At 68.6% G+C, this 23565-nt stretch carries 19 protein-coding genes; 5 read left to right on the forward strand and 14 right to left on the reverse strand.

Annotated features, from left to right (window positions below):
* Nucleotides 1-185: 185 nt before the first annotated feature.
* Nucleotides 186-1292: an SDR family oxidoreductase gene (locus tag AC5P7U_RS06365; RefSeq protein WP_414554849.1), complete on the forward strand. Its 1107-nt coding sequence runs from the start codon at nt 186-188 to the stop codon at nt 1290-1292.
* Nucleotides 1293-1325: 33 nt separating this feature from the next.
* Here AC5P7U_RS06365 and AC5P7U_RS06370 read toward each other — a convergent pair whose 3' ends face one another.
* Nucleotides 1326-2393 carry a serine hydrolase domain-containing protein gene (locus tag AC5P7U_RS06370; protein WP_308308741.1) on the reverse strand — a complete coding sequence of 356 codons (1068 nt, stop codon included), beginning with the start codon at nt 2391-2393 and terminating at the stop codon, nt 1326-1328.
* Between the two features lie 193 nt (nt 2394-2586).
* On the opposite strand from AC5P7U_RS06370, the gene AC5P7U_RS06375 reads away from it, so the two are divergent.
* Nucleotides 2587-2973: a BlaI/MecI/CopY family transcriptional regulator gene (locus AC5P7U_RS06375; RefSeq protein ID WP_004153481.1), complete on the forward strand. Its 387-nt coding sequence runs from the start codon at nt 2587-2589 to the stop codon at nt 2971-2973.
* A 3-nt stretch (nt 2974-2976) separates the two neighbouring features.
* The gene (locus AC5P7U_RS06380) at nt 2977-4977 is read left to right on the forward strand and encodes a M56 family metallopeptidase (protein WP_197564327.1); all 2001 of its coding nucleotides are present in this window, start codon (nt 2977-2979) and stop codon (nt 4975-4977) included.
* Between the two features lie 67 nt (nt 4978-5044).
* On the opposite strand, the gene AC5P7U_RS06385 is transcribed toward AC5P7U_RS06380, so the two are convergent.
* The 4 genes from AC5P7U_RS06385 to AC5P7U_RS06400 form a co-directional block, all read right to left on the reverse strand.
* A complete protein-coding gene (locus AC5P7U_RS06385; protein WP_004153484.1) occupies nt 5045-5359 on the reverse strand; it encodes an I78 family peptidase inhibitor in 315 nt (104 codons plus the stop codon).
* A 75-nt stretch (nt 5360-5434) separates the two neighbouring features.
* Complete coding sequence (locus AC5P7U_RS06390; RefSeq protein WP_197564644.1) at nt 5435-6457, reverse strand: ribonuclease H-like domain-containing protein; 1023 nt, start codon at nt 6455-6457, stop codon at nt 5435-5437.
* Entirely contained in the window at nt 6454-8943 is a 2490-nt protein-coding gene (locus AC5P7U_RS06395; protein WP_197564645.1) for a DEAD/DEAH box helicase, read from the reverse strand. The genes AC5P7U_RS06390 and AC5P7U_RS06395 overlap by 4 nt, the downstream gene beginning before the upstream one ends.
* Before the next feature lie 93 nt (nt 8944-9036).
* Entirely contained in the window at nt 9037-9435 is a 399-nt protein-coding gene (locus tag AC5P7U_RS06400; protein ID WP_495220882.1) for a hypothetical protein, read from the reverse strand.
* A gap of 266 nt (nt 9436-9701) precedes the next feature.
* On the opposite strand from AC5P7U_RS06400, the gene AC5P7U_RS06405 reads away from it, so the two are divergent.
* Both AC5P7U_RS06405 and AC5P7U_RS06410 read left to right on the forward strand, forming a co-directional pair.
* Nucleotides 9702-10223 (forward strand): hypothetical protein, encoded by a 522-nt coding sequence (locus AC5P7U_RS06405; RefSeq protein WP_495220883.1) that lies wholly within the window; start codon nt 9702-9704, stop codon nt 10221-10223.
* 40 nt (nt 10224-10263) lie between these two features.
* Complete coding sequence (locus tag AC5P7U_RS06410) at nt 10264-10938, forward strand: hypothetical protein (RefSeq protein WP_495220884.1); 675 nt, start codon at nt 10264-10266, stop codon at nt 10936-10938.
* A gap of 100 nt (nt 10939-11038) precedes the next feature.
* Here AC5P7U_RS06410 and AC5P7U_RS06415 read toward each other — a convergent pair whose 3' ends face one another.
* The 9 genes from AC5P7U_RS06415 to AC5P7U_RS06455 are packed head-to-tail and all read right to left on the reverse strand — an operon-like array spanning nt 11039 to nt 23393.
* Nucleotides 11039-12844, reverse strand: a complete 1806-nt coding sequence (locus tag AC5P7U_RS06415; protein ID WP_495220885.1) for a hypothetical protein — start codon at nt 12842-12844, stop codon at nt 11039-11041.
* Nucleotides 12841-15015: a hypothetical protein gene (locus AC5P7U_RS06420; protein ID WP_495220886.1), complete on the reverse strand. Its 2175-nt coding sequence runs from the start codon at nt 15013-15015 to the stop codon at nt 12841-12843. Before AC5P7U_RS06420 ends, AC5P7U_RS06415 begins: the two co-directional genes overlap by 4 nt.
* Nucleotides 15012-16133: a BatA domain-containing protein gene (locus AC5P7U_RS06425; RefSeq protein ID WP_197564651.1), complete on the reverse strand. Its 1122-nt coding sequence runs from the start codon at nt 16131-16133 to the stop codon at nt 15012-15014. Before AC5P7U_RS06425 ends, AC5P7U_RS06420 begins: the two co-directional genes overlap by 4 nt.
* The gene (locus AC5P7U_RS06430; RefSeq protein ID WP_495220887.1) at nt 16130-17014 is read right to left on the reverse strand and encodes a DUF58 domain-containing protein; all 885 of its coding nucleotides are present in this window, start codon (nt 17012-17014) and stop codon (nt 16130-16132) included. Before AC5P7U_RS06430 ends, AC5P7U_RS06425 begins: the two co-directional genes overlap by 4 nt.
* A 19-nt stretch (nt 17015-17033) precedes the next feature.
* Nucleotides 17034-18017, reverse strand: coding sequence for an AAA family ATPase (locus AC5P7U_RS06435; protein ID WP_004153501.1), 984 nt, complete (start codon nt 18015-18017; stop codon nt 17034-17036).
* A gap of 16 nt (nt 18018-18033) precedes the next feature.
* Nucleotides 18034-18741, reverse strand: a complete 708-nt coding sequence (locus AC5P7U_RS06440; protein WP_197564653.1) for a DUF4159 domain-containing protein — start codon at nt 18739-18741, stop codon at nt 18034-18036.
* Complete coding sequence (locus tag AC5P7U_RS06445; RefSeq protein ID WP_414554857.1) at nt 18741-20075, reverse strand: TldD/PmbA family protein; 1335 nt, start codon at nt 20073-20075, stop codon at nt 18741-18743. The genes AC5P7U_RS06440 and AC5P7U_RS06445 overlap by 1 nt, the downstream gene beginning before the upstream one ends.
* A gap of 21 nt (nt 20076-20096) precedes the next feature.
* The gene (locus AC5P7U_RS06450) at nt 20097-21731 is read right to left on the reverse strand and encodes a TldD/PmbA family protein (RefSeq protein ID WP_495220888.1); all 1635 of its coding nucleotides are present in this window, start codon (nt 21729-21731) and stop codon (nt 20097-20099) included.
* 30 nt (nt 21732-21761) lie between these two features.
* Entirely contained in the window at nt 21762-23393 is a 1632-nt protein-coding gene (locus AC5P7U_RS06455; protein WP_004153510.1) for a TldD/PmbA family protein, read from the reverse strand.
* Nucleotides 23394-23565 lie beyond the last annotated feature (172 nt).

The raw sequence follows: 23565 nt of genomic DNA on the forward strand, positions 1-23565 counted from the left end.
CTTGTTTGATTGCGTGCAGGGTGCGACGTCAGATGTGGTGGCGGAATGAATGCCGTGCACATCGTGGACACGGCGCGCTCACCGCCGCCAACAGCGTGGGTGGAGACACTGCAGGAGCGGCAAGGGCCGCCCCCGGTAGTGCCGGCCGCTGGCCGGCAGCCCCTTTCCCTCCCGAGGAGACCTGCATGGCCACCACCAAGAAAGCCCCCGTCCGCCGCAAAGCCTCGCCCAAGGTCCGCAAAGGCAGCACCGCAAGCAAGACTGTCGCCGCCCCCGATCGCCCGCGCGTGGTGAAGACCGCCACCCGTAAGGCGGCCGCCAGCGATCCACGCGCAGCGCGCGTCGCGGCCCGGCAGCGGCGCCTGCAGGACCAGGAGAAGGCCAAGGACGCGCGCGCAGCGAAGAAGGCCACGAAGAAGACCGCCACCCAGGCCGGTGCACGCAGGCAACCTGAGGCCATGCCCGCACAGCAGCTGGCCAAGCCCGGGCATGAACACCAACTTGAGCTGGCGCCACGCTTCCTTGCGCCGGACTACGCTGGAAGCGGCAAGCTGCAGGGCCTGCGCGCGGTCATCACCGGTGGCGATTCCGGCATCGGCCGTGCGGTGGCGGTGCTGTTCGCACGTGAGGGGGCGGATGTTGCAGTGCTGCATCTGGATGAAGCCGAAGATGCCGAGATCACCCGCCAACACGTGGAACGCGAGGGCGGACGCTGCGTGGTGATCGCCGGCGACGTGCGCGATCCGCGCTTCTGCAACCGGGCGGTGAAGCAAGTGGCGAAAGCCTTTGGCGGCATCGACATCCTGGTCAACAATGCCGCGTTCCAGCTGCACTGCGAGCGCCTGGAGGATCTGGAAGACGCGCACCTGCAGGAAACCCTGCAGACCAACATCGGTGGCTACATCCAGATGGCGCGTGCGGTGCTGCCGCATCTGGGCGAGGGTGCCAGCATCATCAACACGGGCTCGGAAACCGGGCTGTTCGGCAGCAAGGCGCTGATCGACTACTCGGCCACCAAGGGCGCGATCCATGCCTTCACCAAGGCATTGGCCAGCCAACTGCTGCCGCGTGGGATCCGGGTCAACTGCGTGGCGCCAGGCCCGGTGTGGACGCCGCTGAACCCGGCCGACAAGCAGGCCGAGGACGTCGCCGAGTTCGGCAAGGACAGCGACATGGGCCGGCCCGCACAGCCCGAAGAACTGTCGCCGGCCTATGTGTTCCTGGCCTCGCCGGCCTGTGCCAGCTACATCAGCGGGGTGATCCTGCCGGTGATGGGCGGGCCGCGGGGCTGAGCCGACGGAACAGCCGGCCGCTGGCCGGCAGCCTCAGGGCACGGTCACCGCAGGCGCATGGAGATCAGCAATGCGTGGAATGAACTGCTGCGGATTGGCACCGACCAGGTTGGTCAGCACCACCACCGCCACGCCGCGCTCGGGATAGACCACGAAGGCCGAGCGCGCGCCCCCAATGCCGGCCACCTGCAGGTCGGGGGAGGCGTGCAGCACCGGCCAGCCGCCAGCCCATGGACCGGTGCGGCCATCGGCCAAGCGCTCGGCTGTCCACATGCGCTGCCGTGCCGCGTCCTGCAGCAGGTGACCCTCGCTCAGTGCGACCAGCCAGCGTGCGGTGTCGTCGGCGGTGGTGAGGATGCCGCCACCGGCCCACAGGCTGGGCGGCATGTCGTAGAACCAGTGCGACAGGCGTCGCGGAGCGTCGGCCGCATCGGTCGCGCGCGGCGCCAGGCTGTACATCGTCGCGGCATCCGGAATCAGGTCATAGCTGTCGCCGAAGGTGGTGCGTGCCATGCGTGCGGTGCTGAACTGGCCGGTGGCGAGGTAGCGGTCGTAGGGCATGCCTGATTGCTGCGCGATGATCCGTGCCAGCAGCACATAGTTGGTCTGGTTGTAGGCGAAGCGCTGGCCGGGAGCGGCTTCGACCGGGCGCGCGGTGACCGCCGTCCAGGCCTGCGCTTCGGAACCACCGCCCAGCAGGCCATTCGCATCCAGGATGTCCGGCAGGCCCGAGGTGTGTGCCAGCAGCTGGCGCACGCGTACGTCCTGCCATGCCGCCGGAAGACCGTCCAGGTAGCGCGAGGCGGGGGCATCCAGATCCACTCGCCCTTGTTCTGCCAGCTGTGCGATGGCGACCCCGGTGAAGGCCTTGGTGGCCGAATTGAGCGGGAAGCGGGTGTCGCGCGAGACGAGCACGCCGTTTTCCACATTGGCCAGGCCGTAGGCTTCGGAAAGCACGATCTGCCCGTCCTTGACCACGGCCAGCTGCAGGCCGGGGATGCGCTCGTCCAGCATGATCTGGCGGATCATGCGACGGGTCTGGTCGTTGGCCTGGTCCTGGCTGGCGGACATCGCGGCAAAGGGCAGGGCACTGATGAGCATGAGCACGACTCGAAGCGTTGGGCGGAACATGCGGGATTCCGGGAGGGCGTCGAGGGTCGGATGCAGCGGATGCGCAAAAAGGTTTAACCGCCCCGGGTCGGCCTACCGTTCGTCGGACCATGACTTCCGGGGGGTTGACTACAGTTGTCGTCACGCTGACAGTGACGACACGTGTAGTCAAGGGAGTGGTGTCATGCGTGGCAAGACGATCGGGGACCAGGAACTGGCCCTGCTGCAGTACATCGATGAACATGCGCCGGCCAGCGTCGGCGAGGTCGCCAGTGGTTATGGGGAAGCCCGTGGCCTGGCCCGCTCCACCGTGCTGACGATGATGGAGCGGCTGCGCGCGAAGGGGTATCTTCAGCGCCGGCAGCAGGAGGGCGTCTACCGCTACCAGGCCACCCGTGGCCCGGAGAGCGTGCTGCAGGGCGCGGTGGCCCAGTTCGTCGACAACACCCTGCAGGGCTCGGTGTCGCCGTTCGTGGCCTACCTGTCGCAGCGCCAGCAGGTCAGCGACAACGAACTGGCCGAGCTGGAAGCACTGGTCGCCCAACTCCAATCGCGTCGCCACGAGGGCTGAGCCATGGACACCACGATGCTGATCCCGATGTTGGAACGGCTGGGCTGGACCAGCCTGCAGACCGTGCTGCTGGTGGCCCTGGTGTACGGCGTGTGCCGCGCATTGCCGTCGCTGTCGGCGGCGACCCGCTGCCGCCTGTGGTGGCTGGTGTCGCTGCAGGCCGTGCTCGGCCTGTTCTGGAGCCAGCCGCTGCAGCTGGCCTGGTTGCCGGCACCGCAGGCAGTGGCGATGACCGCCACCGATGTGGCTGCCGACATGATCTACCCGCTGGCCCCGGAAGCCTCTGCACAGCTGCTGGCCGCGATGCCGATGCCTGCCGCGGACGTGCCGGCGGTGGCGTGGTGGGCCGTTGCGCTGGCCGCGCTGTGGGTGTCCGGCGTGCTGCTGATGGCATGGCGCACCTTCGGTGAGTGGCGCCAGTGCCGCGCGCTGCTGGCGGCGGCCTATCCCTGCCAGGACGAGGCGCTGGTACAGGCCCTGCAGTTGGCCTCCGAAGCGCACGGGGTGCGCCCTGCGCCGCGCCTGTGGATGAGCACGCAGGTGGACTCGCCGCAGCTGGTCGGGCCGTTCCGTCCGGTACTGCTGCTGCCGGCCGGCGACAATGCCCTGCAGGGTGATGCGCTGGACCTGGCGCTGACCCACGAACTTCAGCATCTGCAGCGGCGTGACCTGCAATGGGGCCTGCTGCCAGCGCTGGCCCAGCATCTGTTCTTCTTCCATCCGCTGTTGCGCCTGTCGGTACGCGAGTACGCCCAGGCCCGCGAGGAAGCGGTGGATGCGGCAGTGGTCGGCCAGCACGGTGCCAGCCGCCAAGCCTATGGTCGCCTGCTGCTGCAGTTGGGCGTGGCACCGCAGCCGCACCTGGGCGTGGCCAGTGCCGCGCCGAGCACCACCAGTCTCAAGCGCCGCCTGATGTCGCTGCAACCGCGCCGGGCCTGTCCGCGCATCCTGGCGATGGCGTTGACCGCTGTGGTGCTGGTGGTGGGCGTGGCGCCGATGCGCCTGGTTGCCGCGCCCGTGCCGCCGGCACCGCCCGCGCCGCCGGCGGCACCGAAGGCCGTGGTGCCGCCTCCGCCGAAAGCGCCAAAAGCACCGCCGGCGCCGCCCGCATCCGCGCGGGTGCCGGCCACGCCAGTGGCCCCGGCGGCTCCGGCCGAGCCGGCGGATGTCGAGGCGCTGTCAGGTCCGGACGATGCGGATGTGGCGGTCGACGTGGATGTCGATGTCGATGTCGATACCGGCATGCACGGTGAACGCACGAGCTCCCACACCACCTCCATCACCACCTATGGCCGCCTGGACCTGGGCAAGTCGCCGCCGCAGGCGTTCGTGCTGGTCGATGGCGATTCAACCTTCGCCAACGGCGGCATCGAGGATGTGACGCTGGCCCGCAAGCAGCTTGGCAAGGGCCCGGCGTTGTGGTTCCGCCAGGGTGACAAGCGCTACATCGTGCGTGACCCGATGCTGGTCCAGTCGCTGCAGCGCGCCTACGCCGGTGCGTTCGACCTGGGGCAGCAGCAGAGCGCACTGGGCCGTCAGCAGAGCGTGCTCGGTCGCGAGCAGAGCGCACTCGGCAAACAGATGGGCGAGATGGGCCGCTTGCAGGGTGAGGAGGCGCGCCGTATCGCGTTGGCGGCGGCCGAGGCCGCGCGCAGTGCGATGAGCGCGCACGACATCAATCGCGAAGCCGCCGCAGAAGCCGCGAAGGCGGCGCGGGGGGCGACCGGTGACGCCGCGGTTGCGCGTGAGGCCGCACGTGAGGCCGCTGCCGAGGCACGTCGTGCGATGCAGGAAGCCCGCAGCCAGGCCGCACAGTCCAGCCGCACCCGCGACATGAACCGTTTGGCCAGCCAGCAGGCCGAACTGGCCAGCCGACAGGCGGCGCTGGGCAGCCAGCAGGCCGCACTGGGCGAGCGCCAGGCGCAGGTGCATGCGCAGGCCGCGGAGCAGGCGCAGCAGGTGATCGCCCGTGCATTGGCCAGTGGCAAGGCCGAGCGCCTCTGATCGGTAGTGCCGGCCGCTGGCCGGCAACGAGGAGTGCCGGCCAGCGGCCGGCACTACCCTGGGGCGATCAACCGCAGCTGGCGCGCTCGATCCTGTTCTGCGCGTCCACCTGGACGGTCACGCGGTCCTGGCGGAAGTCCATGGTCACCGCCATGCCCGGCTTGACCATCCGCGCATTGCGTGCGCCGCTGGCGCTCACCAGCTGCTTGAGGGTGGCCTCGTCGGCGGTCTTGCCGGTGAAGGCCTCAAGCGCCTCCGGCCTGCATTCGTGCGTGGCGTCGGCCACTGGCGCTGGCGCGGCATCGTGGGTGGTGCTACTGCCGGCGTGGCTGCAGGCGGCCAAAGGCAGGATGGCAAGCAGGGCAAGGGGGCTGAGGCGCATTGTCGGGCTCCAGGCGTGGATGGTGGCGCCAGTGTCGCCGCCCTCCCCGTCAGGGCATGTCAACGGGGTTTCACGCTACTGCCCGACCAATGCCAACGTCTCGCGCTCGCGCTGTTCCTCGCGCACCAGCCGCTGCAGCAGCAGGGCCAGGGTCACCACGTCCTGGTGGTTGTGGTCGGCCACCCGGCGCAGGTTGACTGCATCGCCACCGCGCAGGAAACGCAGCCATGCGCCCGGGGCTTCCGAGCCTGGCAGGTCGTCTTCGCGCACCACGCGCAGCAGCTGGCGTTCGATGGTGGACAGCTTGCAGTTCTCCCACGTGCCACGATAGCGGCGGCGCGTGGGGTAGAGCAGATCGACATGGTCCAGCGCGCTGATCGGGCAACGCTGGCGTGCCAACCGGTAGCGCGCCTTCAGCAACGGCGCGTCGTAGCTGCGGCCGTTGTAGCTGCAGAACACGGTGGACGGCTGCAGCCAGCTGGCGAAGGTGGCCAGCATCGCGTCCTCGGCGGCCATCGTCGCCATCAGCAGCTGGCGGATGCGCAGGCCTTCGCCGCGTTGCGGGCACACATGCCAGTCGGCGGCCCCGATCATGAAGGCGCGGGTGCCGGTGCCGCCGGCCAGGCCGGTGGTTTCGGTATCGAAGAACAGCAGGTCACGCGGGGATACGTGTTCGCCTTCGCGGCGGGCGAAATCCAGCGACAGCGGCTGTGCCGGAATCGGCTGCGGCTGCAGCGACTCGATCAGGAACAGGCCCGGCGCGATTTCCTCTCCGGGCAGCTGGCGATCCTGCGCACTGGCTCGCGCCGGTGCGGAACCGCTGCGTGTGCGCAGGCCGAGCAGGCGATGCAGGCTGCCCACCTCGGGCCGACGCAGCGGTGCGGGGGGCGCAACCGGCGCCGCCGCGCCGGTCGGCTTGTGGCGGATCTCCTGTTCGACCCAGGCGAACACCGAGCGCTCGGCCGGCGGCTGCCGTGCATCGTTGGCGGCCACCGGGGCCGGCGCCGTGGGCGGTGGCCCGGGCACGGCCGGCGTGTTCGCCTTCGGGTCGCCGGCCTGCTTCCGCAGCAGGCGCAGCTTGTCCAGGCTCAGGCTCACGGGGCCAGCAGCGCCATCGGGTCGCGGGCGGTCACCACCACGTCGGGTACGTGCTGGCAGGCTTCGCCGTCGAACAGGTCGAGCACGCGCAGTGCCAGCGCACGCGGTGAAGTCTCATCCTCTTCCTGCGCGGCCAGCACCGGGCCGACGCAGGCCGGGCAGCCGGCCTTGCAGTCGCAGCGCTGCACCAGTTCGCGCGCGCGCTGCACCAGCTCGGCCTGGCGCTGCCACAGCGGCTCGCTGAGGCCAACGCCACCGGGGAAGTTGTCGTACAGGTAAACAGTGGGCACGAACTCCTGCAGCAGCTCGACAACGCCAGGATCGCCCTCGCTGCCGCGCAGCTGGCCACGGCCGCTCTGGTCGGCGATCGCGAACCAGGAACCATCGCCGTTGCCGACCGACTTCTGCAGGTCGCGCGCATCGGCCATCACCGCCACCGTGGCGACGATGTGCAGCGCGTAGGCCGCGCCGAGGAAGCCGTCCAGCGCATCCTGCTTGCTGGCGAACGCGCGCAGCAGCAGCGCCTGCGGCAGCTGCCACCACACCGCGGTGGTATGCAGTTCCTGGTCGGGCAGATTCACCGGCCCATAGCCGATGTTCTCGTGCGTGTAGTAGCGGATCTTCTTGTAGCCGGCGACGCGGCGCACCACGTGCACCTCGCCATGGTGCGCATCGCCACGGCCGGCCACGCCGCCATCGAAGCGGTCCAGCACCTTGAGCTTGGTGAAGTCGATGCTGTCGGTGTAGTAGTCCACGTGGGTGCGGGTGACGTAGGCCTTGCGGCCCTCCCAGTCCAGTGTTTCCACCTGGTAGGGCGTGGACTGCACCATGTGGATCGCGCCTTCGTACAACGTGAGCGCGGCCGCGGAATAGTCGACCTCGGCGATGATCTGCTGGCGGCCATCGCTGCGGTCGACCACCACGAAGTTGCCATCGGCCACCGCACGCAGGCTGACCGCGTTGGCCGGATAGCTGTCGGCGATCCATTCCCAGCGCTCGCCTTCGCGGTGGATCACCTCGGTCTCGGCCAGCGCTTCCAGGAACACTTCCGGGTCGATCGGGCCGAAGCCATCGCCGACCCGGAACGGCAGCTCGAACGCCGCGCAGCGGATGTGGTCGAACAGGATCAGCGGCTGGTCCGGCGCGATGCGGGCGTGTTCGGGCGAGGCCTCGGCGAAGAAATCCGGATGGCGCACCACGTACTGGTCCAGCGGTTGCGAGCTGGCCACCATCACGCCCAGTGCGGGCTGCTGGCGGCGGCCGGCGCGGCCGAAGCGCTGCCAGGTGGCCGCCACGCTGCCGGGGTAGCCGTTGAGGATCACCACGTCCAGGCTGCCGATATCCACGCCCAGCTCCAGCGCCGAGGTGCTGACGATACCGTCGATGCTGCCCGCGCGCATCGCACGCTCGGTCTCGCGGCGTTCGGTGGGCAGGTAGCCACCGCGGTAGGCACGGATGCGCGGCGGCTTGCGTGGGTCGTGGTCGAAGATGTCCTTCAGGTACTTGGTCAGCACCTCGACCATCAGCCGCGTCTGCGCGAACACCAGGGTCTTCAGCCCGGACTTGATCGCGATGCGCGCGATGCGGTTGCTCTGCGAACGCGCCGAGGCACGCAGGCCCAGGTCCGGGTTGATCACCGGTGGGTTCCACAGCAGCACCTGCTTCGGCCCGCTGGGCGCGCCGGACTCGGTGATGGCGGTGACCGGCGCCTCGATGAGTGCCTCGGCATGCGCCTGCGGATTGCCGATGGTGGCCGAGCACAGGATGAACTGCGGTTGCACGCCGTAGAACGCGCAGATGCGCTTGAGCCGGCGCAGCACGTTGGTGACGTGGCTGCCGAACACGCCACGGTAGGTATGCACTTCGTCGATGACAATGTAACGCAGATTCTCGAAGAACTGCGCCCACTTGGTGTGATGCGGCAGGATCGCCTGGTGCAGCATGTCCGGGTTGGACACCACGATGTCGCCGTGCAGGCGGATCGCCTGGCGCGCGTCGCCGGGGGTGTCGCCGTCGAAGGTGAAGGCTTTCACCCCCAGATCGCCGGCGCGGTTGAGCTCCAGCAGCTCGGCCACCTGGTCCTGGGCCAGCGCCTTGGTCGGGAACAGATAAAGCGCCTTGGCTTTGTCCTGCATCGCCGCGCTGACCACCGGCAGGGTGTAGCACAGCGACTTGCCGCTGGCGGTGGGGGTGACGATGGCCACATGCTCGCCGCGCTGGCTGGCCTCCCAGGCCTCGGCCTGGTGGCTGTAGAGCTGCTCGATGCCGCGTGCCTTCAAGGCTGCAGCCAGGGCAGGCGGTACCGCATCGGGAATAGGCGCGTAGCGGCCTTCGCGGCCGGGAATGGCGAAGCTGCCGGTGATGCGGTCCTGGTAGCGGCGCTGCAGGCGCGCACTGAGCAGGGCACCGTCGCGGGCGGGCAGGCCGTCGCGGGTAGCGAGCTTCTGCTCGGCGTCGGCGGTGCGCTTGGCGAGTTCGTAGGCCATGGAAAGTGGAGCCGGGACGGTTTACGAGGGGTCACATGGCACCACATTCACGTCTCAGGATGTGAGACATCGCGCGCGAAGGGCGTGAACCGTTCAGTGCCGGACGCGCCGTGAGCGTGACCGGGTGGCGATCTGCACGCCGTTGAGGCGGACAATGACCGCCCAATGGTCGGCAAGCACCACCTCCGCTTCGTTCCAGGCGGCCATGTGGTCGCGTGCAGCGGACGGAAACAGCACGGGAATGCCACCCAGCATGCCATCGTTGAACGGGTGCCTGGGGCGGTAAGCGCCCGGTATGAACGCGCCGTGCAGCAATCGAACCTGATCGCCGTGGACGACGCCGGTCATTGCGCGCAGGGGCGCCAGAGCGGCGTGCTCGTCAGCGTTCAGTGTGCGTAGCACGCGGGCCCTGCGCAGCGCACGCAGCCTGCTGCACACGCGTGCCGTCCATTCGGCAATGGCCGCCACGACCATCGCCAGCAGGATTGCCACGCCAACCAGCACTGCTGCGCGCGACATCAGCAGGCGAACGGCTGCGGCGGTAGGAGGGTGGAGGGAGCTGACATGGGGATTGCCGTAGCGGGAACAGCACAGGATGCAGGTCCCGCCCCGCGGGGGGAATGAAGTTCGTTGCAAACTTCGGCGGCGCTGGCCGCGCATCGGCCAGGCGTGACCCACCCTGAATGCCTCTGCCGACGCCAACGAAATCTGAAGCCGGCATCCGTATCCTTGTTCACAGGACGCAACCAACAGGGTGGATGGCGGTGGCAGGACGTGGATCGCAGGGCGTACTGCTGGCTGGTCTGGTGCTGGTTGGGCTTGTGCGTGCGCATGCGCAGCAGGCCGTGCCGGTGCCCGATCCCGCGCCCGTTGCCCCTGCAGATGCTGCGGCGGCAACCACCGCGCCGGTGTCCACCACCCCGCCGCAGGACAACGTCACCACCCTCGGCGAAGTGCGGGCGCTCAAGCCCGAAGACGACCAGCCGCTGGACCTGTACCGCTTCAGGAACCCGGTGAAGTTCGGTGACAACCGCTTCAGCCGCGACTGGAGCGAGCCGCCGTCGCCGGAGCAGGTCAGCATGAGCGGCGGCTACATCATGATGGGCGTGGTCAAGGGTGTGATGGCGGCCGCCAAGGGCGTCAACAAGCTGACCGGCGGGCCTTCGCAGATCCAGGCAGCGGTCGCGCGGCCACCGCCGGAGCTCAGCGCCGAGCAGCGGCAGCGCGCGCTGCGCTTCTCCCAGCAGCAGGATGCCGGCGATGCGCCTCCGGTGAACTAGCGACGGTATATCCTTCGGCCTTCTCCATGGGGGCGTTGCCATGTTGCTGCGTTCGTTCGTCCTGCTGGCGGCCGTGCTGCCGATCCCTGCCTTCGCTGCCGGCATCGCCGGCGACGGTGCCTGCCGCAACGGTGCATTCCCCTCCGAACAGAGCCGGTTCGCACTGGCGCGGGTGGTGGGCACGCAACGCCTGTACCTGCTCGGTGACATGGACGGCTGCCCGGCCAAGGGCGAGCCGGCCTGCCGCCAGCGCAGCTACGTAGTGAACGGCGATGTCGTGGTGACCGGGCGCGACCTCGGCCGCTACCGCTGCGCGTTCTTCCCGAACAAGGTGGGCGGCAGTGCGGGCTGGGTGGAGCGCAGCAAACTGCAGCCGTTGCCGGTAGCGACCCCCTCGCTGCAGGACTGGGTGGGTCACTGGAAGGATGGCGACAACGGCCTGCGCATTTCGGTGCAGGGTGGGCAGCTGCAGGTGGAAGGCGATGCCTACTGGCCCTCGGCCAACCCCACGCCGGAACAGCGCCCGTATGGGCCGAACCTCGGCCAGGTGGAAGCGCACGCGATCCCGCGCGGTGCGGATGTGGAGTTTGCCGAGGACACCTGCAGGGTGCGCGTGCATTCGCTGGGAGACGTACTGATCGTGTCCGACAACAGCGGGTGCGGTGGCATGAACGTGCGTTTCAATGGCGTGTACCGGCGCGCCGGCAAGCGTTGACCTCTACGGAAAGGCGCCAACCAAGGTTGGCATCCACCAGGGAAACCGGTCGGTAGATCCACGCCATGCGTGGATGCTGTCTGCGATCCCATCGCTGGGTTCAGCGCCGTCGTTCCAGCCACCACAGCAGTGAGGCGCACAGCACGAAGGCCAGCCACCAGGGCCAGCGCGAGCCCGGAACGGACTGCATCGGTGCGTTTATCGGCGTGGCGGAGGCCAGGGCCTGCGAGGTCGCATCGATCATCGCCTGCCGATGCAGTGCAGCTGCCTCCTTCGGATCGAACACGTAGCGCCAGACGATGCTGTCACCGTGCTGCAGGCGCTGCCACCCTGCGTCGCGCGGCCACCAGCCGGCGCAGCGCAGGGGCAAGGTTGTGCCGTCGACAACGAGCGGTACGTCGTCGCCACGCGCAGTGAACGCCCGCAGCGGTGCCTGCGCACCGCACAACGCCTGCCGTTCGCCTGCCCAGCTGATCGGCTGCGGCGACCACAGCGCATCACCACCGCCCTGTGCGCGCGCCAGCGTGGCGACCACACTGCTCCACAGTTCGCCGTGGCGGTCATCGCGGCCGGCCAGCACCCAGCGCCAGCTGTCAGTCAGTGGCAGCAGGCCGATGCGGCCCTTGCCAGCCGCGCGCCAGCCGCCGATGGCGGTGCCAGCACGATCCTGCAGAAGCGCGCTGCTGCCCGGCACCTGCAGCGCCAGGACTTCCAGCGCGGGTAGGGAGGCACTGTGCGAACGGCGGTCGGCCTCCTCACCGTAGCCGGTCGGCAACGTGCCGGCGGCGAGCGGGCCGCGTCGTGCGGCGAGGATCGTGCTCTCGCCATCGCCGGGAAGTTCAAGGAGGCGGCTGCTGCCATCGCCCTGCACCGGCAGGCCCAGATCGTGCAGTCGCTGGCGCGCGCTGGCCGAAGGCGCGCCTGCACTGCGCACCATCACGCCGAGTCCCTCGCGCAGCGCTTGGCGCACGGTGGCCAGCTGGCCTGCACTCAACGCTGCCAGGCTGCGTTCGTCCAGCAGCAGCAGGTCGCTGCGTGCCAGTGTTGCAGCATCGAGCGAAACCGCGCCATCACCCACGCTGAGCCCGGCGCCGGTATCGGCCTGCACCTGCACGCGGATGCCGGCATCGGCGGCCCAGCGGCGCAGGTACTTCAGTTCCGGTCCGGGCGCGCTGGCACGGACCAGCAGCCGCACGGGCGACGCCGGCACGGTCTGTTGTGGTACCGGCAGGCTGTCCACCACATGGCCTTCAGCGTCGAGCAGGCGCAGCTGGAACACGCTGCGGCCTTCGGCGCGGGCGATGCCGCTGAGCTTCACGCGCCCGTCCTCGGCAACGTCCGTGCGATCAACCACGCTGTCGGCGGGGTCGAGCACCTCTGCTTTCGCTTTGGCCACGCCACGCGCCTGTGCCTGGACGTCAAAACGAGCACCGGGAGCGACATCGGCCGGTGGTTGCAGCGCGATCCAGCCACGCGGCTCCGGTGCCGCCTGCCAACGTACATCCGGCGGCAACAACGCATCGCGATCACGTGCGGCCAGACCCGCACCGACCAGTGTCAGTGTGGACGCCGGATGCTGGCGCAGCGCGGTGGCCAGGTCGGGAACGCGCTGCGCACCGGGCACATCGGAGGCTTCCGGCAACAGCAGCAGCGGGCCTGCGCTGGCAGGGAGTACGCCAGCCCTGTCGGCATCGATTCCGAGCACGACCAGCCCGCCTGCGGGTTGCTGGCGGGTGGGCGGCACCAGGCAGAAATACAGCAGCGTGGCGGCGATGACCTGCAGTGCGATCACGATCCACCGGCGGCCAGGGTGCGCGGTGTTTCCACGCAGCTGGCGCACGCTGGCGATGACCACGATCAGGGCGAGTGCCAGTGCAATCCACAGGTTCACAGCGGAGGCGTTCATGGCTGCGCCTCCAGCGCATCAAGGTAACGCTGCCCCATCGCATCGGCGGCACTGCGCCGCATCGCCTGCGGCAGCGGACGCTGCAGCGCCCGCCACAGCTGCGCGCGCAGGCGCTGGCGACAGTCGCCGCAGTCGGGCTCGATGCGCAGCTGCTCGATGGCCGCAGCCAGATCCAATGCATCGGGCAGGTAGGCCGCGTTGCGCTGCTGCCAGGCCGCAAGCGCATCCAGATCCGGTGCGCCGTTGTCATCACCGAGGCGCTGCCAGGCCTCAACGATGGCCGGATCGGGTGGGGGCCGCGCGGCCAACGGCAGTTCCCGACTGGCCAATCCAGCCCGATCACCGCCGAGCCGGCGGCCTTCATCGATCGGTGGCAGTTCCGGTCCGACCCGGGCCAGGTAGATACGCTCGGCCTGCTGCACCTGCTTGATGAAACCCAGTGCCTTGTAGGCGAACGGCAGCGCCTGCTCCGGTCGGCCCTGGCGCAGCTCGCCTTCGGCCGACCACATCTGGTCCAGCGCGGCCTTCAGCGTGGCACGGGTCTGTGGGTCGAGCAGGGTGGCCGCTTCGGCATGGTCGTGGGTATGCCCGTACTCGGAGAGCACGTCGGTGGCGCTGCCGAACACCGGTGGCGTATCGGCGTTGGCAGACTTGCCACCGTGATCATGGCCATGCCCGCCGTGCGTTTCGGCATCGGCAGCATGGTCGTGATCGTGATCGTGATCATCGTCGTGGTCGCCGGCGGCCGGCGTATCGCTGGTGGGCAGGTCGCTGGTCGGCGGCGGCTTCGGCGCACCCTCGCTCTCCTCGCCCAGGAACTGGCCGTAGCGCAGGCGCAGGATGCGCTGGTCGACACCGATCGCATCACTGCGTTTCACGAAGTCATCCGCGGCCAGGCCACGACGCTGCCGGATCAACGCTTCGGCGTCGATGATGATCTGCCGCTGGCTGCGGAAATAGGCTGGCAGGGTTTTCTTGATGCGGCCTTCCAGTTCGGCACCGAGTGCCACCTCGGCGCTGGGCAGGCGCAGGATCACGCTGCTGCTGCGGCCGGTCTGCGCCGTCGGCGCGTGGTTGTCACGCACCTCCAGCTGCGCGATCACATCGTTGCCGGGTTGCGCACCCAGCGCGGCAAGGTCGAGCGTATGCGCGAAACGGCGCGCCGTGGGTTCGCCGCTGCCGGTGAGGCCGACGCTGCGCTTCACGAAGGTGATGTTCTCGCCACTGCCCTGGGTGGTGGTGATCGACAGCGTCGCCTGCGCCGCGACACCGTAGTCGTCGCTGGCCTCGAAGCGCAGCGCCCACTGGCGCTGTCCGGGCGTGCCCAGCACCAGGCTGGTGGCCGGTTCCAGCACGCGCACGCTGGGGGCACGGTCGGCGACCACGTCCAGCCGATGCAGGCGGGTCTCTGCCATCGCCGGTTCGCTCACCACGCGGTACAGCACCGGCGTGCGTGCCACATCCTGCGCCTGCCACTGGCCATCGTGTTCGCTCAGCGGCAACCGGTGACCATCGTGGAACTGCAGCCATGCCTTGTCCGGTGCGCGGTCGAAGCGCAGCGACCAGGACAGCCGGCTGTCGGCGGCGACCTTGGCGTCCAAGGCATTCTGGGTAAGCGTGGCCTGGCCGGTATAGGCCGGCGCGTCGATGCGCAGGCGGGTGGACTGCAGGTGCAGTGGGCCCGCGGCAGCCGTGCTGCCAGGTGCCGCCGTACGGGCTGGCGCGGAGCCGGGGCTGGAACGTGGCCAGCCGACTGCCAGTGCAACGATGGCCAAGCCTGCGATCCAGCACAGCGCCAGTGTCCCACGCGGCCAGCGTGGACGCAGCTCGGGCATCGCACGTTCCAGCGTGGCCAGCACATGCGCACGCTGGCGCTGCTGCAGCGGATTGAGAGTGGCGGCATCGGCGAACAGCAGGTCGGCACTGTCCTCGCTGGCACCGCTGCCATCGAGCTGGCGCTGCAGCCATTGCCGGTCCAGCTGGCGGGTACGTGCCGTGGCGAAGGCCGCGCAGGCGAGCAGACTGACCGTGCCAACCACGCAGGCGACATCGAAGCCGGCCAGGCGCAGCGCCAGCACCGTGGCGGCCAGCGCCCACGGCAGGCCCAGCAGCAGGGTGATGAGCGCACGGCGGCGGCGCGCGCGTTGCCAGGCGTGCTGCAGGGTGTTCATGCGGCCACCCTGCGTCGGGCACTGCTGGCCATCCAGCGTTCCAGCGCGAACAGCAGCACGATGGCCAGCAACAGCCAAGGCGTCGGCTCACGCGGCGGTGGTGTTACAGCAGGCAATGCGGCCCGGTGCGGTGCCTGGTCACGTGCATCGCCCAGACGCGGAGCCGTGGGCGGCTGCAGCGCCAGCAGCAGGGCACGCGGCAATTGCGGATCGCGCAGCGCAGCGTTGCTGGCGGCATTCCAGTCGCCGGGCAACGACAGCAGTTGGCCTTGGCCGATGCGTTGCTGCAATAGCAGCGGTACGCCCTCGGCGTCGCGCAACAGGATGCGGGCGCTGGCAGCAGGCTTGCCGGCACGCATGACAAGACCGCCGTCGCGCAGCCACGCCTGCCAGTTCGCCGGCAGTGCATCGTTGCGGCTCCACACGCCAATCTCGCCGTGTTCGGGCACAGCATCCTCCGCCAAGGGCGAGGGCAGTGCCTGCACGCCCCACGCGCGCTGCAGTGCGTTCAACCAGTGCTGGGCAGTGGCGGATGCCTCGCCGTGCACGCGTAGTCGAGGCAGTGCCACTACCGTCTGCGGCGATGTGACCGGCATCGGCTGCGTGTGCCATTGCACGTCGCGCGACAGCTGCAGGCGGGCGCCATCCAGGCCGGGCAGCGGGTCGGGAACATGTACGGTCAGTGCTGTGTCAGTGGGTAGCTGTGCATCCAGTTCGCGCAGCAGGCTGGAAACGGAAGCGCTGGAGGCGGGCGGCGCCTGATCGATGCGCGGGAAGCCGGGCGCCAACCAGTGCCAGTTGCCATCCTGTGCTGTGCCCCGTAGCGCAGCGGGGTCCAGGCCTGGCGCCACCACGATCCATGCACTGGGCGCGGGTGCGGGGCCGGTCAACGCGGGCCGCGCCAGCAACAGCGCCAGCGCGGCCAGCAACAGCAGGCGCACCAGCAGCAGCGGCCAATCATCGAAGCGGATGCGCTGGCGCGGCCGGATCTGCGCGCGCAACCAGCGCAGCGCAGCGAAATCCAGCGGCGTATACGGATGGCGCCGGGCCAGGTGGATCAGCAGCGGCAACAGCCAGGCGGCCAGCGCGGCCAGGCCCAGCGGGAACAACAGGTTCATGCGCCGCTCCCACGGCCGAACAGCGCCTGCAGCGGTTGGTCCAGCGGCTGGTCGAGCCAGCCGGTCGCATGCGCGATGCCGCCGGCCTGCAGCCGCGCCTGCAAGGCGGTGTGTGCAGCGGCAAAGCGCTGCAGGTAGTCGGCGCGGATCGCCGCACCATCGCCCAGCAGTTCTTCGCCGGTCTCGGGATCGCGGAAACGATGGCCGGCATCAAACGGGAAATCCCGCTCGTCGGCCGTCAGGATCTGCAGCAGCCCCACCTCGCGGCGCGCGCTGGCCAGCTGTTCCAGCAGGACGATGCCTGCCTCGTCGAAGCCATCGCCGATTGCCAGCAGCAGGTCGCCCGGGCGCACGCGTTCCCACAGGGGACGCACTCGCTCGGCGGCGGGCCAGCTGCCGCGCGCCTGCAGCGCATGCAGTTGCAGATGCACCCGGTCGCGCTGGCGTGCACCGCTGGCGGTGGGCACCAGTTGAAGCCCGTCGCCATTGATCGCCAGCAGGCCGAAACGGTCGCCCTGCTGCAGGGCCAGCTCCACCACGCAGGCGGCCACGCCGCGCATGTGGTCCAGGCGCGTGCGCTGTGGTGCCGCGCGATCAGCTTGGCCGGCCGAGGCGGTGGCGTCGAGCAGCAGCCAGACCGTGATCGGGCTCTCGCGTTCGGATTCGCGCACGAAGAAGCGGTCCGAGCGTGCGTACAGCTTCCAGTCGATCTGGCGCAGCTCGTCGCCTGGTTCGTAGGCCCGGTACTGGGCGAATTCGAGGCCGGCACCGCGGCTGCGGCTGGCATGCTGGCCGATACCGCTGGCACCACTGGCCAGGCGCGGCCGCAACCGCAGGATGCGCAGGCGCGCACGCAGTTCCGGTGGCAACGTCAGCGGCATGCCTGCACTCACGCCAGGATCAACCGGGGAACGGCACGGCCTGCAGAAGAGCGGCGACCACATCGTCGGCGCGCTTCTGCTCGGCCTCGGCGGCGAACGACAGCAGCAGTCGGTGGCGCATCACCGGTGCGGCCAGCGCCTGCACATCCTCGCGGGTGGCAGCGAAGCGGCCCTGCAGCAGTGCGCGTGCTTTCGCCGCCAGCACCAGTGACTGCCCGGCGCGCGGGCCGGCGCCCCACTTCACCCACTGGTTGATCGCCGCCGGCGCGCCGTCGCCGGGGCGGCTGGCGCGCACCAGGCGGGTGATCCAGGCCAGCACGTCGGGGCTGACATGCACCTGGCGCACAGCGGCCTGCAAAGCGATCACCGCCTCTGCGTCCATCACCTTCGGTACTGCGTCGGTGGCGCCGCCGGTGGTCTGCTCCAGGATCTGGCGTTCCTCGTCCTCGCTGGGGTAATCCACCAGCACGTGCAGCAGGAAGCGGTCCAGCTGCGCTTCCGGCAGCGGGTAGGTGCCGGCCTGCTCGATCGGGTTCTGCGTGGCCAGCACGAAGAACGGCGCAGGCAATGCGTAGGTGGTGCCTGCGTAGCTGACCGTGCGTTCCTGCATCGCCTCCAGCAGCGCGGCCTGGGTCTTGGGCGGGGTGCGGTTGAGTTCGTCGGCCAGCAGCAGGTTGGTGAAGATCGGGCCCTGCTGGAAGCGGAAATGGCGATGGCCGGTGCCGTGGTCTTCTTCCAGCAGTTCGGTGCCGAGAATGTCGCTGGGCATCAGGTCGGGCGTGAACTGCACGCGCCGGAACTGCAGTTCCAGGGCCTGCCCGAGCGAGCGCACCAGCAGGGTCTTGCCGAGCCCGGGCGCACCTTCCAGCAGGCAATGGCCGCCGGCCAGCAGGCCGATCAACAGCTGTTCGACCACGCTGTGCTGGCCGACCACGGCACGGGCCAGGGCGCCGCGCAGCGCATCCAGGCGCGGCAGCAGGGAATCGAGGTCGAGGGTGGTCATGGGCGTGCAGGTCCTGTCAGTTGTTCAGCGCGTACATCACGATGTTGACGCCGAAGCGGGTGTTGTCTTCGGCCAGGAAACGCTTGTTGCGCCAGTCGTAGTCCCACTCGCAGCCGTAGTCCTTGTTGCTGTAGAGCAGGCCCAGGCGGCCATCGACCTCGATGCCCTTCAGGTAGTCGTGCACCAGGTCGTCGCCCCAGCCGTTGAGCTCGAAGCCGGTGGCGGGCGGGCCGTCCGGGAAGCGGAAGAAGCTGCGATACAGCGCATGGGTGTTGGGCAGCTTCTGCAGGGCTTTCGGCCCGAACAGGCGGCCCATCTGCGCCTCGAACGAGGTGGCGAACAGGCCATCGATGTCGTGGTTGCAGTCGTCGACGAAGACGAAGCCGCCATTGCGCACGTAACGCACGAAGTTCTGCCGCTCGGCGGCGTTGAACTCCACCAGCGTGTGCCCGGCCAGGTAGCAGAACGGCGCTTCCAGCATGCGCGGGTCGGCCAGTGCCACCACGTGCTCCTGCGGGTCCACGCGCAGCGAGGTGTAGTCGATCAGCGAGGTGATCAGGTTGGACGGCATGCGCGCGTCCACGTCCCAGTCACCGGAGTCGTACTGCAGGCGGGTGAACCAGAAGTCGTAGCGCGAACTGCGCGGGCCTGCCTGTGCCCAGGCCGGCAGCGCCGCCGCCGAAGCGGCAGCGGCCAACCAGCGCAGGCAGGCCCGGCGATCCATCAGACCGCGTCGGACAGCGAGGTGAAGGTGAAATCGCGCAGCTTCATCGGCGGGATCATCATCACGTAGCTGGACTCATCACCGGCCACGCGCACCGGCTTGCCCAGCTCTTCGATGTTGTTGAGCATGATCACCGGCGACTCGTTGAAGCGGAAGTTCTTCACCGGGTGCTTGATCTGGCCGTTCTCGATGTAGAAGGTGCCGTCGCGGGTCAGGCCGGTCAGCAGCACGGTCTGCGGATCAACCATGCGGATGTACCAGGTGCGGGTGACCAGGATGCCCTTCTGGGTGCCACGCACCAGTTCGGCGGTGCTCTTGTCGCCACCGCTCATCAGCAGGTTGCCCGGGGTGGCCTTGGCGGTCTTGCCCTGCTTCTGGGCCCAGAAGCGCGAGTAGTCCAGGTTGGCGATCTTTCCGTTCTCGATGATCGCCATGCGCTCGCGCGGCATGCCTTCGCCATCCCACGGCAGCACCGGTGCTTCGGCATGCCAGGGGTCGGCATACATGCTTACGCGCGGGTCGTAGACCTGCTCGCCCAGCTTGTTGCCACCGCCCTTCTTCGACAGGAAGCTGCGGCCTTCATCGGCCGAGCGGGCACTGAAGAAGTTCATCATGAAGCTGATCAGGCCCGCGGCCGCCGCTGGTTCCAGGATCACCGTGTACTTGCCTGGCTCCAGCGCCTTGGCTTCGGCCGATTCGGTGGCCTTGCGCATGGCGATGCGGATGTCCTGGTCGGCCTTGAAGTCCGCCGCGTCCTTCAGGTTGCGGCCGACCCAGCCCGAACCGCGGCCATCTTCGGTGCGCACCGTGCAGGTGTAATCGAAGTTGGTGGTGCGCTGGTAGGCGAAATTGCCGTTGCTGTTGGCGGTAGCCTGGAAGCCTTGGCCGTCCTCGAGGAAGCCGGCGGCAATCAGGCCATGCCCACGGCACGGCGCGATCGAATCGGCGGCAACCTTGGCACGGAACGCCGGGTCGATCGCCGCGGTGGATTCGCTGAAGGTCGGGCTGGCGCGGTAGCTCTGCTTGCCGATGGCCGGCATGAACTCCGGGTTTTCCGGGGCCAGGCGCGCCAGGTCCTCGGCACGACGCACCACGCGTTCCAGCGCGGCATCGTCGAACTCGTTGATCGAGGCGGTGCCGACGCGCCTGCCGAAGGCAACGGTGACCGCCAGCTCGGTGTTGTCGACGATGCCGCTGGTGGACACGTTGTTCAGCGCGAAACGGATGTTGCCGCTGATCGCGCCGGCCAGCACGGCGGTGCACTCGTCGGCCTTGGACAGGGCGATGACCTTGTCGAGGATGGCCTTGGCCTGGGCTTCGGTGAAGATACTCATGGTGTAAGGGCTCCTGACCGGTCAGCCGAGGCTGCGTGCGGTGTTGATGACGTTGATGCCGTTGAAGCGCGCGGTCGACGAACCGTGCGAGACCGCCGAGACCTGGCCGGGCTGGCCCTTGCCGTCGAAGAACGAACCGCCCAGGCGGTAGTCGCGCTCGTCGGCCACGGCGGTGCAGGCATTCCAGAACTCTGGCGTGCGGATCTGGTAGGCCACGTCTTCCAGCATGCGGGTGATCTGGCCGTTCTTGATCTCGTAAAACAGCTGGCCGCCGAACTGCGCGTTGTAGCGCTGCTGGTCGATCGAGAACGAACCGTCACCGATGATGTAGATGCCATTCTCCACGTCCTTGATCAGGTCGGGCACGCTCAGTGGCTTCTTGCCCGGTGCCATTGACACGTTGGCCATGCGCTGGAACTGCACGCTGGACCACGAGTCGGCATAGCAGCAGCCGTCGGACTCGGACTTATCGAGGATGTGGGCCTGGTCGCGGATGGTCTGGTAGTCCACCAGCTTGCCGTTGCTGATCAGGTCCCAGCGCTTGCACTTCACGCCTTCATCGTCGTACGCCACCGCGCCGAGGCTGCCCGGCTGGGTCTTGTCGGCGAAGATGTTGACCAGCTCGCTGCCGTACTGGAAATGCTGCTCGCGCTTGTCCAGGGTGGCGAAGCTGGTGCCGGCGTAGTTGGCTTCGTAGCCGAGCACGCGGTCCAGTTCCAGCGGGTGGCCGATCGACTCGTGGATGGTCAGCCAGGTGTGCGACGGGTCGAGCACCAGGTCGTACTTGCCCGGCTTCACCGACGGTGCCTTCAACTTCTCCTGCGCCTGCCTGGCCGCCGCGATGGCGTCTTCCTTCATGTCGTAGGAAGAACTGTAGTTGACCACGCCATTGGGGCTGACCACCTTGCCGGCGGTGGCGCCATCGAGGTACTCGTAGCCCAGGCCCATCGGCGAGGACAGGCCCGAGCGGGTGCGGAACTTGCCGCTGGCCTTGTCGATGGCAGTGACCGTCATCGGTGCCCAGATGCGGTGCACGTCCTGGTCGATGTAGGAACCATCGGTGGAGGCGAAGTACTTCTGCTCGTTGACCAGGAACAGCATCGAATTGACGAAGCTGGCACCGGCGCCCATCGCGGCGGCGTTGACATCCAGCAGCAGGCCGACCTTGTCCTTGATCGGCACTTCCATCGCATTCTTGCGGATCGGCGTGCGCCAGCTCACCTCGCCCACGCCCGGTGCCTTGGCCAGCTGTACCGGCGCGGTCTGCACGCCGGCGTTGGCCTTGGCGATGGCCGCGGCCTGCTGCGCCGCCCTGGCCACGTCGGCGGTGCCCAGCGCATTGGTGGCGGCGAAGCCCCAGGCACCGTTGACGATCACGCGGATGCCCACGCCGGTGGACTCGGTGTTCACCACGTTCTGCACCTTGTCCTCGCGGGTGATCACGAACTGCCGCAGGTAGCGGCCGATGCGCACGTCGCAGTAGGTGGCACCAGCCTGGCGGGCGGCGGCCAGCGCCGCATCGGCCAGGCGCTTCTTCAGCCCCAGGTCCAGCGTGCTCTGCAGTTGCTCGGCGGCGATCACCTTGCCGAAGAAGGAGGGCACGATCAGCCCGCCCGCGGTAAGCCCGGTCAGGGCCAGGAAGTCACGTCTTTGCAAGGCTGCTCTCCATGTCGAAGGATGGGTGGCTCAAGCGCCGAGACTGCGCGCGGTATTGATGATGTTGATGCCGTTGAAGCGGGTGGTGGACGAGCCGTGCGAAACCGCCGAGACCTGGCCGGGTTGGCCCTTGCCGTCGAAGAACGAACCGCCGAGGCGGAAATCGCGCTCATCGCAGATGGCGGTGCAGGCGTTCCAGAACTCCGGCGTGCGGATCTGGTAGGCCGCATCCTCGACCATGCCGGCGATCTTTCCATCCTTGATCTGGTAGTACAGCTGGCCGCCGAACTGCGCGTTGTAGCGCTGCTGGTCGATCGAATACGAACCGCGGCCGTGGATCCAGATGCCGTTCTCCACGTCCTTGATCATGTCCTCGACGCTGAGCGGCTGCTTGCCCGGCGCCAGCGAGACATTGGCCATGCGCTGGAACTGCACGCTGGCCCAGGAATCAGCATAGCTGCAGCCATGCGACGCATCGCGGCCGAGGATATGGGCTTCATCGCGGGTGGCCTGGTAATCGACCAGGATGCCGTCGCGCACCAGGTCCCAGCGCTGTGTCTTCACCCCTTCGTCGTCATAGCCGACCGCGCCGAGGCTGCCCGGTTGGGTCTTGTCGGCGAAGAAGGTGACGATGTCGCTGCCCCAGCGGAAGCCGGCATCGCGCTTGTCCAGCGTGGCGAAGCTGGTGCCGGCGTAGTTGGCTTCGTAGCCGAGCACGCGGTCCAGCTCCAGCGGGTGGCCGACGTTCTCGTGGATGGTCAGGAACAGGTTGGACGGGTCCAGTACCAGGTCGTACTTGCCCGGCTTCACCGACGGCGCCTTCAGCTTCTCGCGGGCATGGCGGGCAGCGGCGATGGCGTCCTCGACCGGGTCGTAGGAATCGCGGTAGGCGGTGATGCCACCGGGCAGCTGGACCTTGCCGCGCGCATCGCCATCGAGGAACTCGTAGCCCATGCCCATCGGCGAGGACAGGCCGGCGCGGGTGCGGAATTTGCCGCTGGCCTTGTCGATGGCGGTGGCGGTGAACGGCAGCCAGATGCGGTGGATGTCCTGGTCGATGAACGAGCCATCACTGGAGGCGAAGTACTTCTGTTCGTTGACCAGGAACAACGTGGAATTGATGTAGTCGGCGCCCGCATTCAGCGCGGCGGCATTGAGCGACAGCAGCAGCTCGACCTTGTCCTGGATCGGCACTTGCATGGCATTGCGGCGGATCGGCGTCTGCCAGCGCACCTCACCCACCGACGGCGTCGGTGCCAGCTGCACCGGACGGGTCTGTATGCTGGCGTTGGCACGGGCAATCGCAGTGGCCTGCTCGACCGCCGCGCGCACCGCCGCCTCCGTCTGCTGATGAGTGGCGGCAAAGCCCCAGGCGCCATTGACGATCACCCGCACGCCCACGCCGGACGACTCGCGGTTGGTCACATTGCCGACCTGGTGCTCGCGGGTGATGACCGACTGGTTGAGGTAACGGCCGATGCGGACGTCGCAGTAGCTGGCCTTGGCGCTGCGCGCGGTGGCCAGGGCGACCTCGGCCAGGCGCCGGCGCTGGGCGGTATCGACCGGGGCCAGCAGCTGCTCGGCAGCGATGGCTCGGGAATGCGGCAGCAGCAGGCCGGCCAGGCCCAGACCGGAAACAGCCAGGAACTCACGTCGTTGCACAGCGTTTCTCTCTCTCGCTTGCGTGCGGTTGGCAATGGGCCAAGCCGATCACGTCAACCCCTCGACTTTCGCCAGCGCAGCACGTCCGGGCAAGTGACTGCAGTCATGGTTGGGGAGGGTTTCGGCAGGGCTTGCAGCCCTGCACCCGCCGAATCAACGCCAACGTCAAAAG

This window comes from Stenotrophomonas sp. YJH_SMC_57 (assembly GCF_059369755.1).

What these genes read in the sequence shown, in the direction of transcription:
- AC5P7U_RS06385 (WP_004153484.1), bottom strand. Translation starts at nt 5,359, where the DNA reads ATGCGCCTCAGCCCCCTTGCCCTGCTTGCCATCCTGCCTTTGGCCGCC.
- AC5P7U_RS06370 (WP_308308741.1), bottom strand. Translation starts at nt 2,393, where the DNA reads ATGCTCATCAGTGCCCTGCCCTTTGCCGCGATGTCCGCCAGCCAGGAC.
- AC5P7U_RS06405 (WP_495220883.1), top strand. Translation starts at nt 9,702, where the DNA reads ATGGCGGTGGCAGGACGTGGATCGCAGGGCGTACTGCTGGCTGGTCTG.
- AC5P7U_RS06395 (WP_197564645.1), bottom strand. Translation starts at nt 8,943, where the DNA reads ATGGCCTACGAACTCGCCAAGCGCACCGCCGACGCCGAGCAGAAGCTC.
- AC5P7U_RS06420 (WP_495220886.1), bottom strand. Translation starts at nt 15,015, where the DNA reads ATGAACACCCTGCAGCACGCCTGGCAACGCGCGCGCCGCCGCCGTGCG.
- AC5P7U_RS06375 (WP_004153481.1), top strand. Translation starts at nt 2,587, where the DNA reads ATGCGTGGCAAGACGATCGGGGACCAGGAACTGGCCCTGCTGCAGTAC.
- AC5P7U_RS06445 (WP_414554857.1), bottom strand. Translation starts at nt 20,075, where the DNA reads ATGAGTATCTTCACCGAAGCCCAGGCCAAGGCCATCCTCGACAAGGTC.
- AC5P7U_RS06435 (WP_004153501.1), bottom strand. Translation starts at nt 18,017, where the DNA reads ATGACCACCCTCGACCTCGATTCCCTGCTGCCGCGCCTGGATGCGCTG.
- AC5P7U_RS06425 (WP_197564651.1), bottom strand. Translation starts at nt 16,133, where the DNA reads ATGAACCTGTTGTTCCCGCTGGGCCTGGCCGCGCTGGCCGCCTGGCTG.
- AC5P7U_RS06440 (WP_197564653.1), bottom strand. Translation starts at nt 18,741, where the DNA reads ATGGATCGCCGGGCCTGCCTGCGCTGGTTGGCCGCTGCCGCTTCGGCG.
- AC5P7U_RS06365 (WP_414554849.1), top strand. Translation starts at nt 186, where the DNA reads ATGGCCACCACCAAGAAAGCCCCCGTCCGCCGCAAAGCCTCGCCCAAG.
- AC5P7U_RS06380 (WP_197564327.1), top strand. Translation starts at nt 2,977, where the DNA reads ATGGACACCACGATGCTGATCCCGATGTTGGAACGGCTGGGCTGGACC.
- AC5P7U_RS06410 (WP_495220884.1), top strand. Translation starts at nt 10,264, where the DNA reads ATGTTGCTGCGTTCGTTCGTCCTGCTGGCGGCCGTGCTGCCGATCCCT.
- AC5P7U_RS06415 (WP_495220885.1), bottom strand. Translation starts at nt 12,844, where the DNA reads ATGAACGCCTCCGCTGTGAACCTGTGGATTGCACTGGCACTCGCCCTG.
- AC5P7U_RS06430 (WP_495220887.1), bottom strand. Translation starts at nt 17,014, where the DNA reads ATGCCGCTGACGTTGCCACCGGAACTGCGTGCGCGCCTGCGCATCCTG.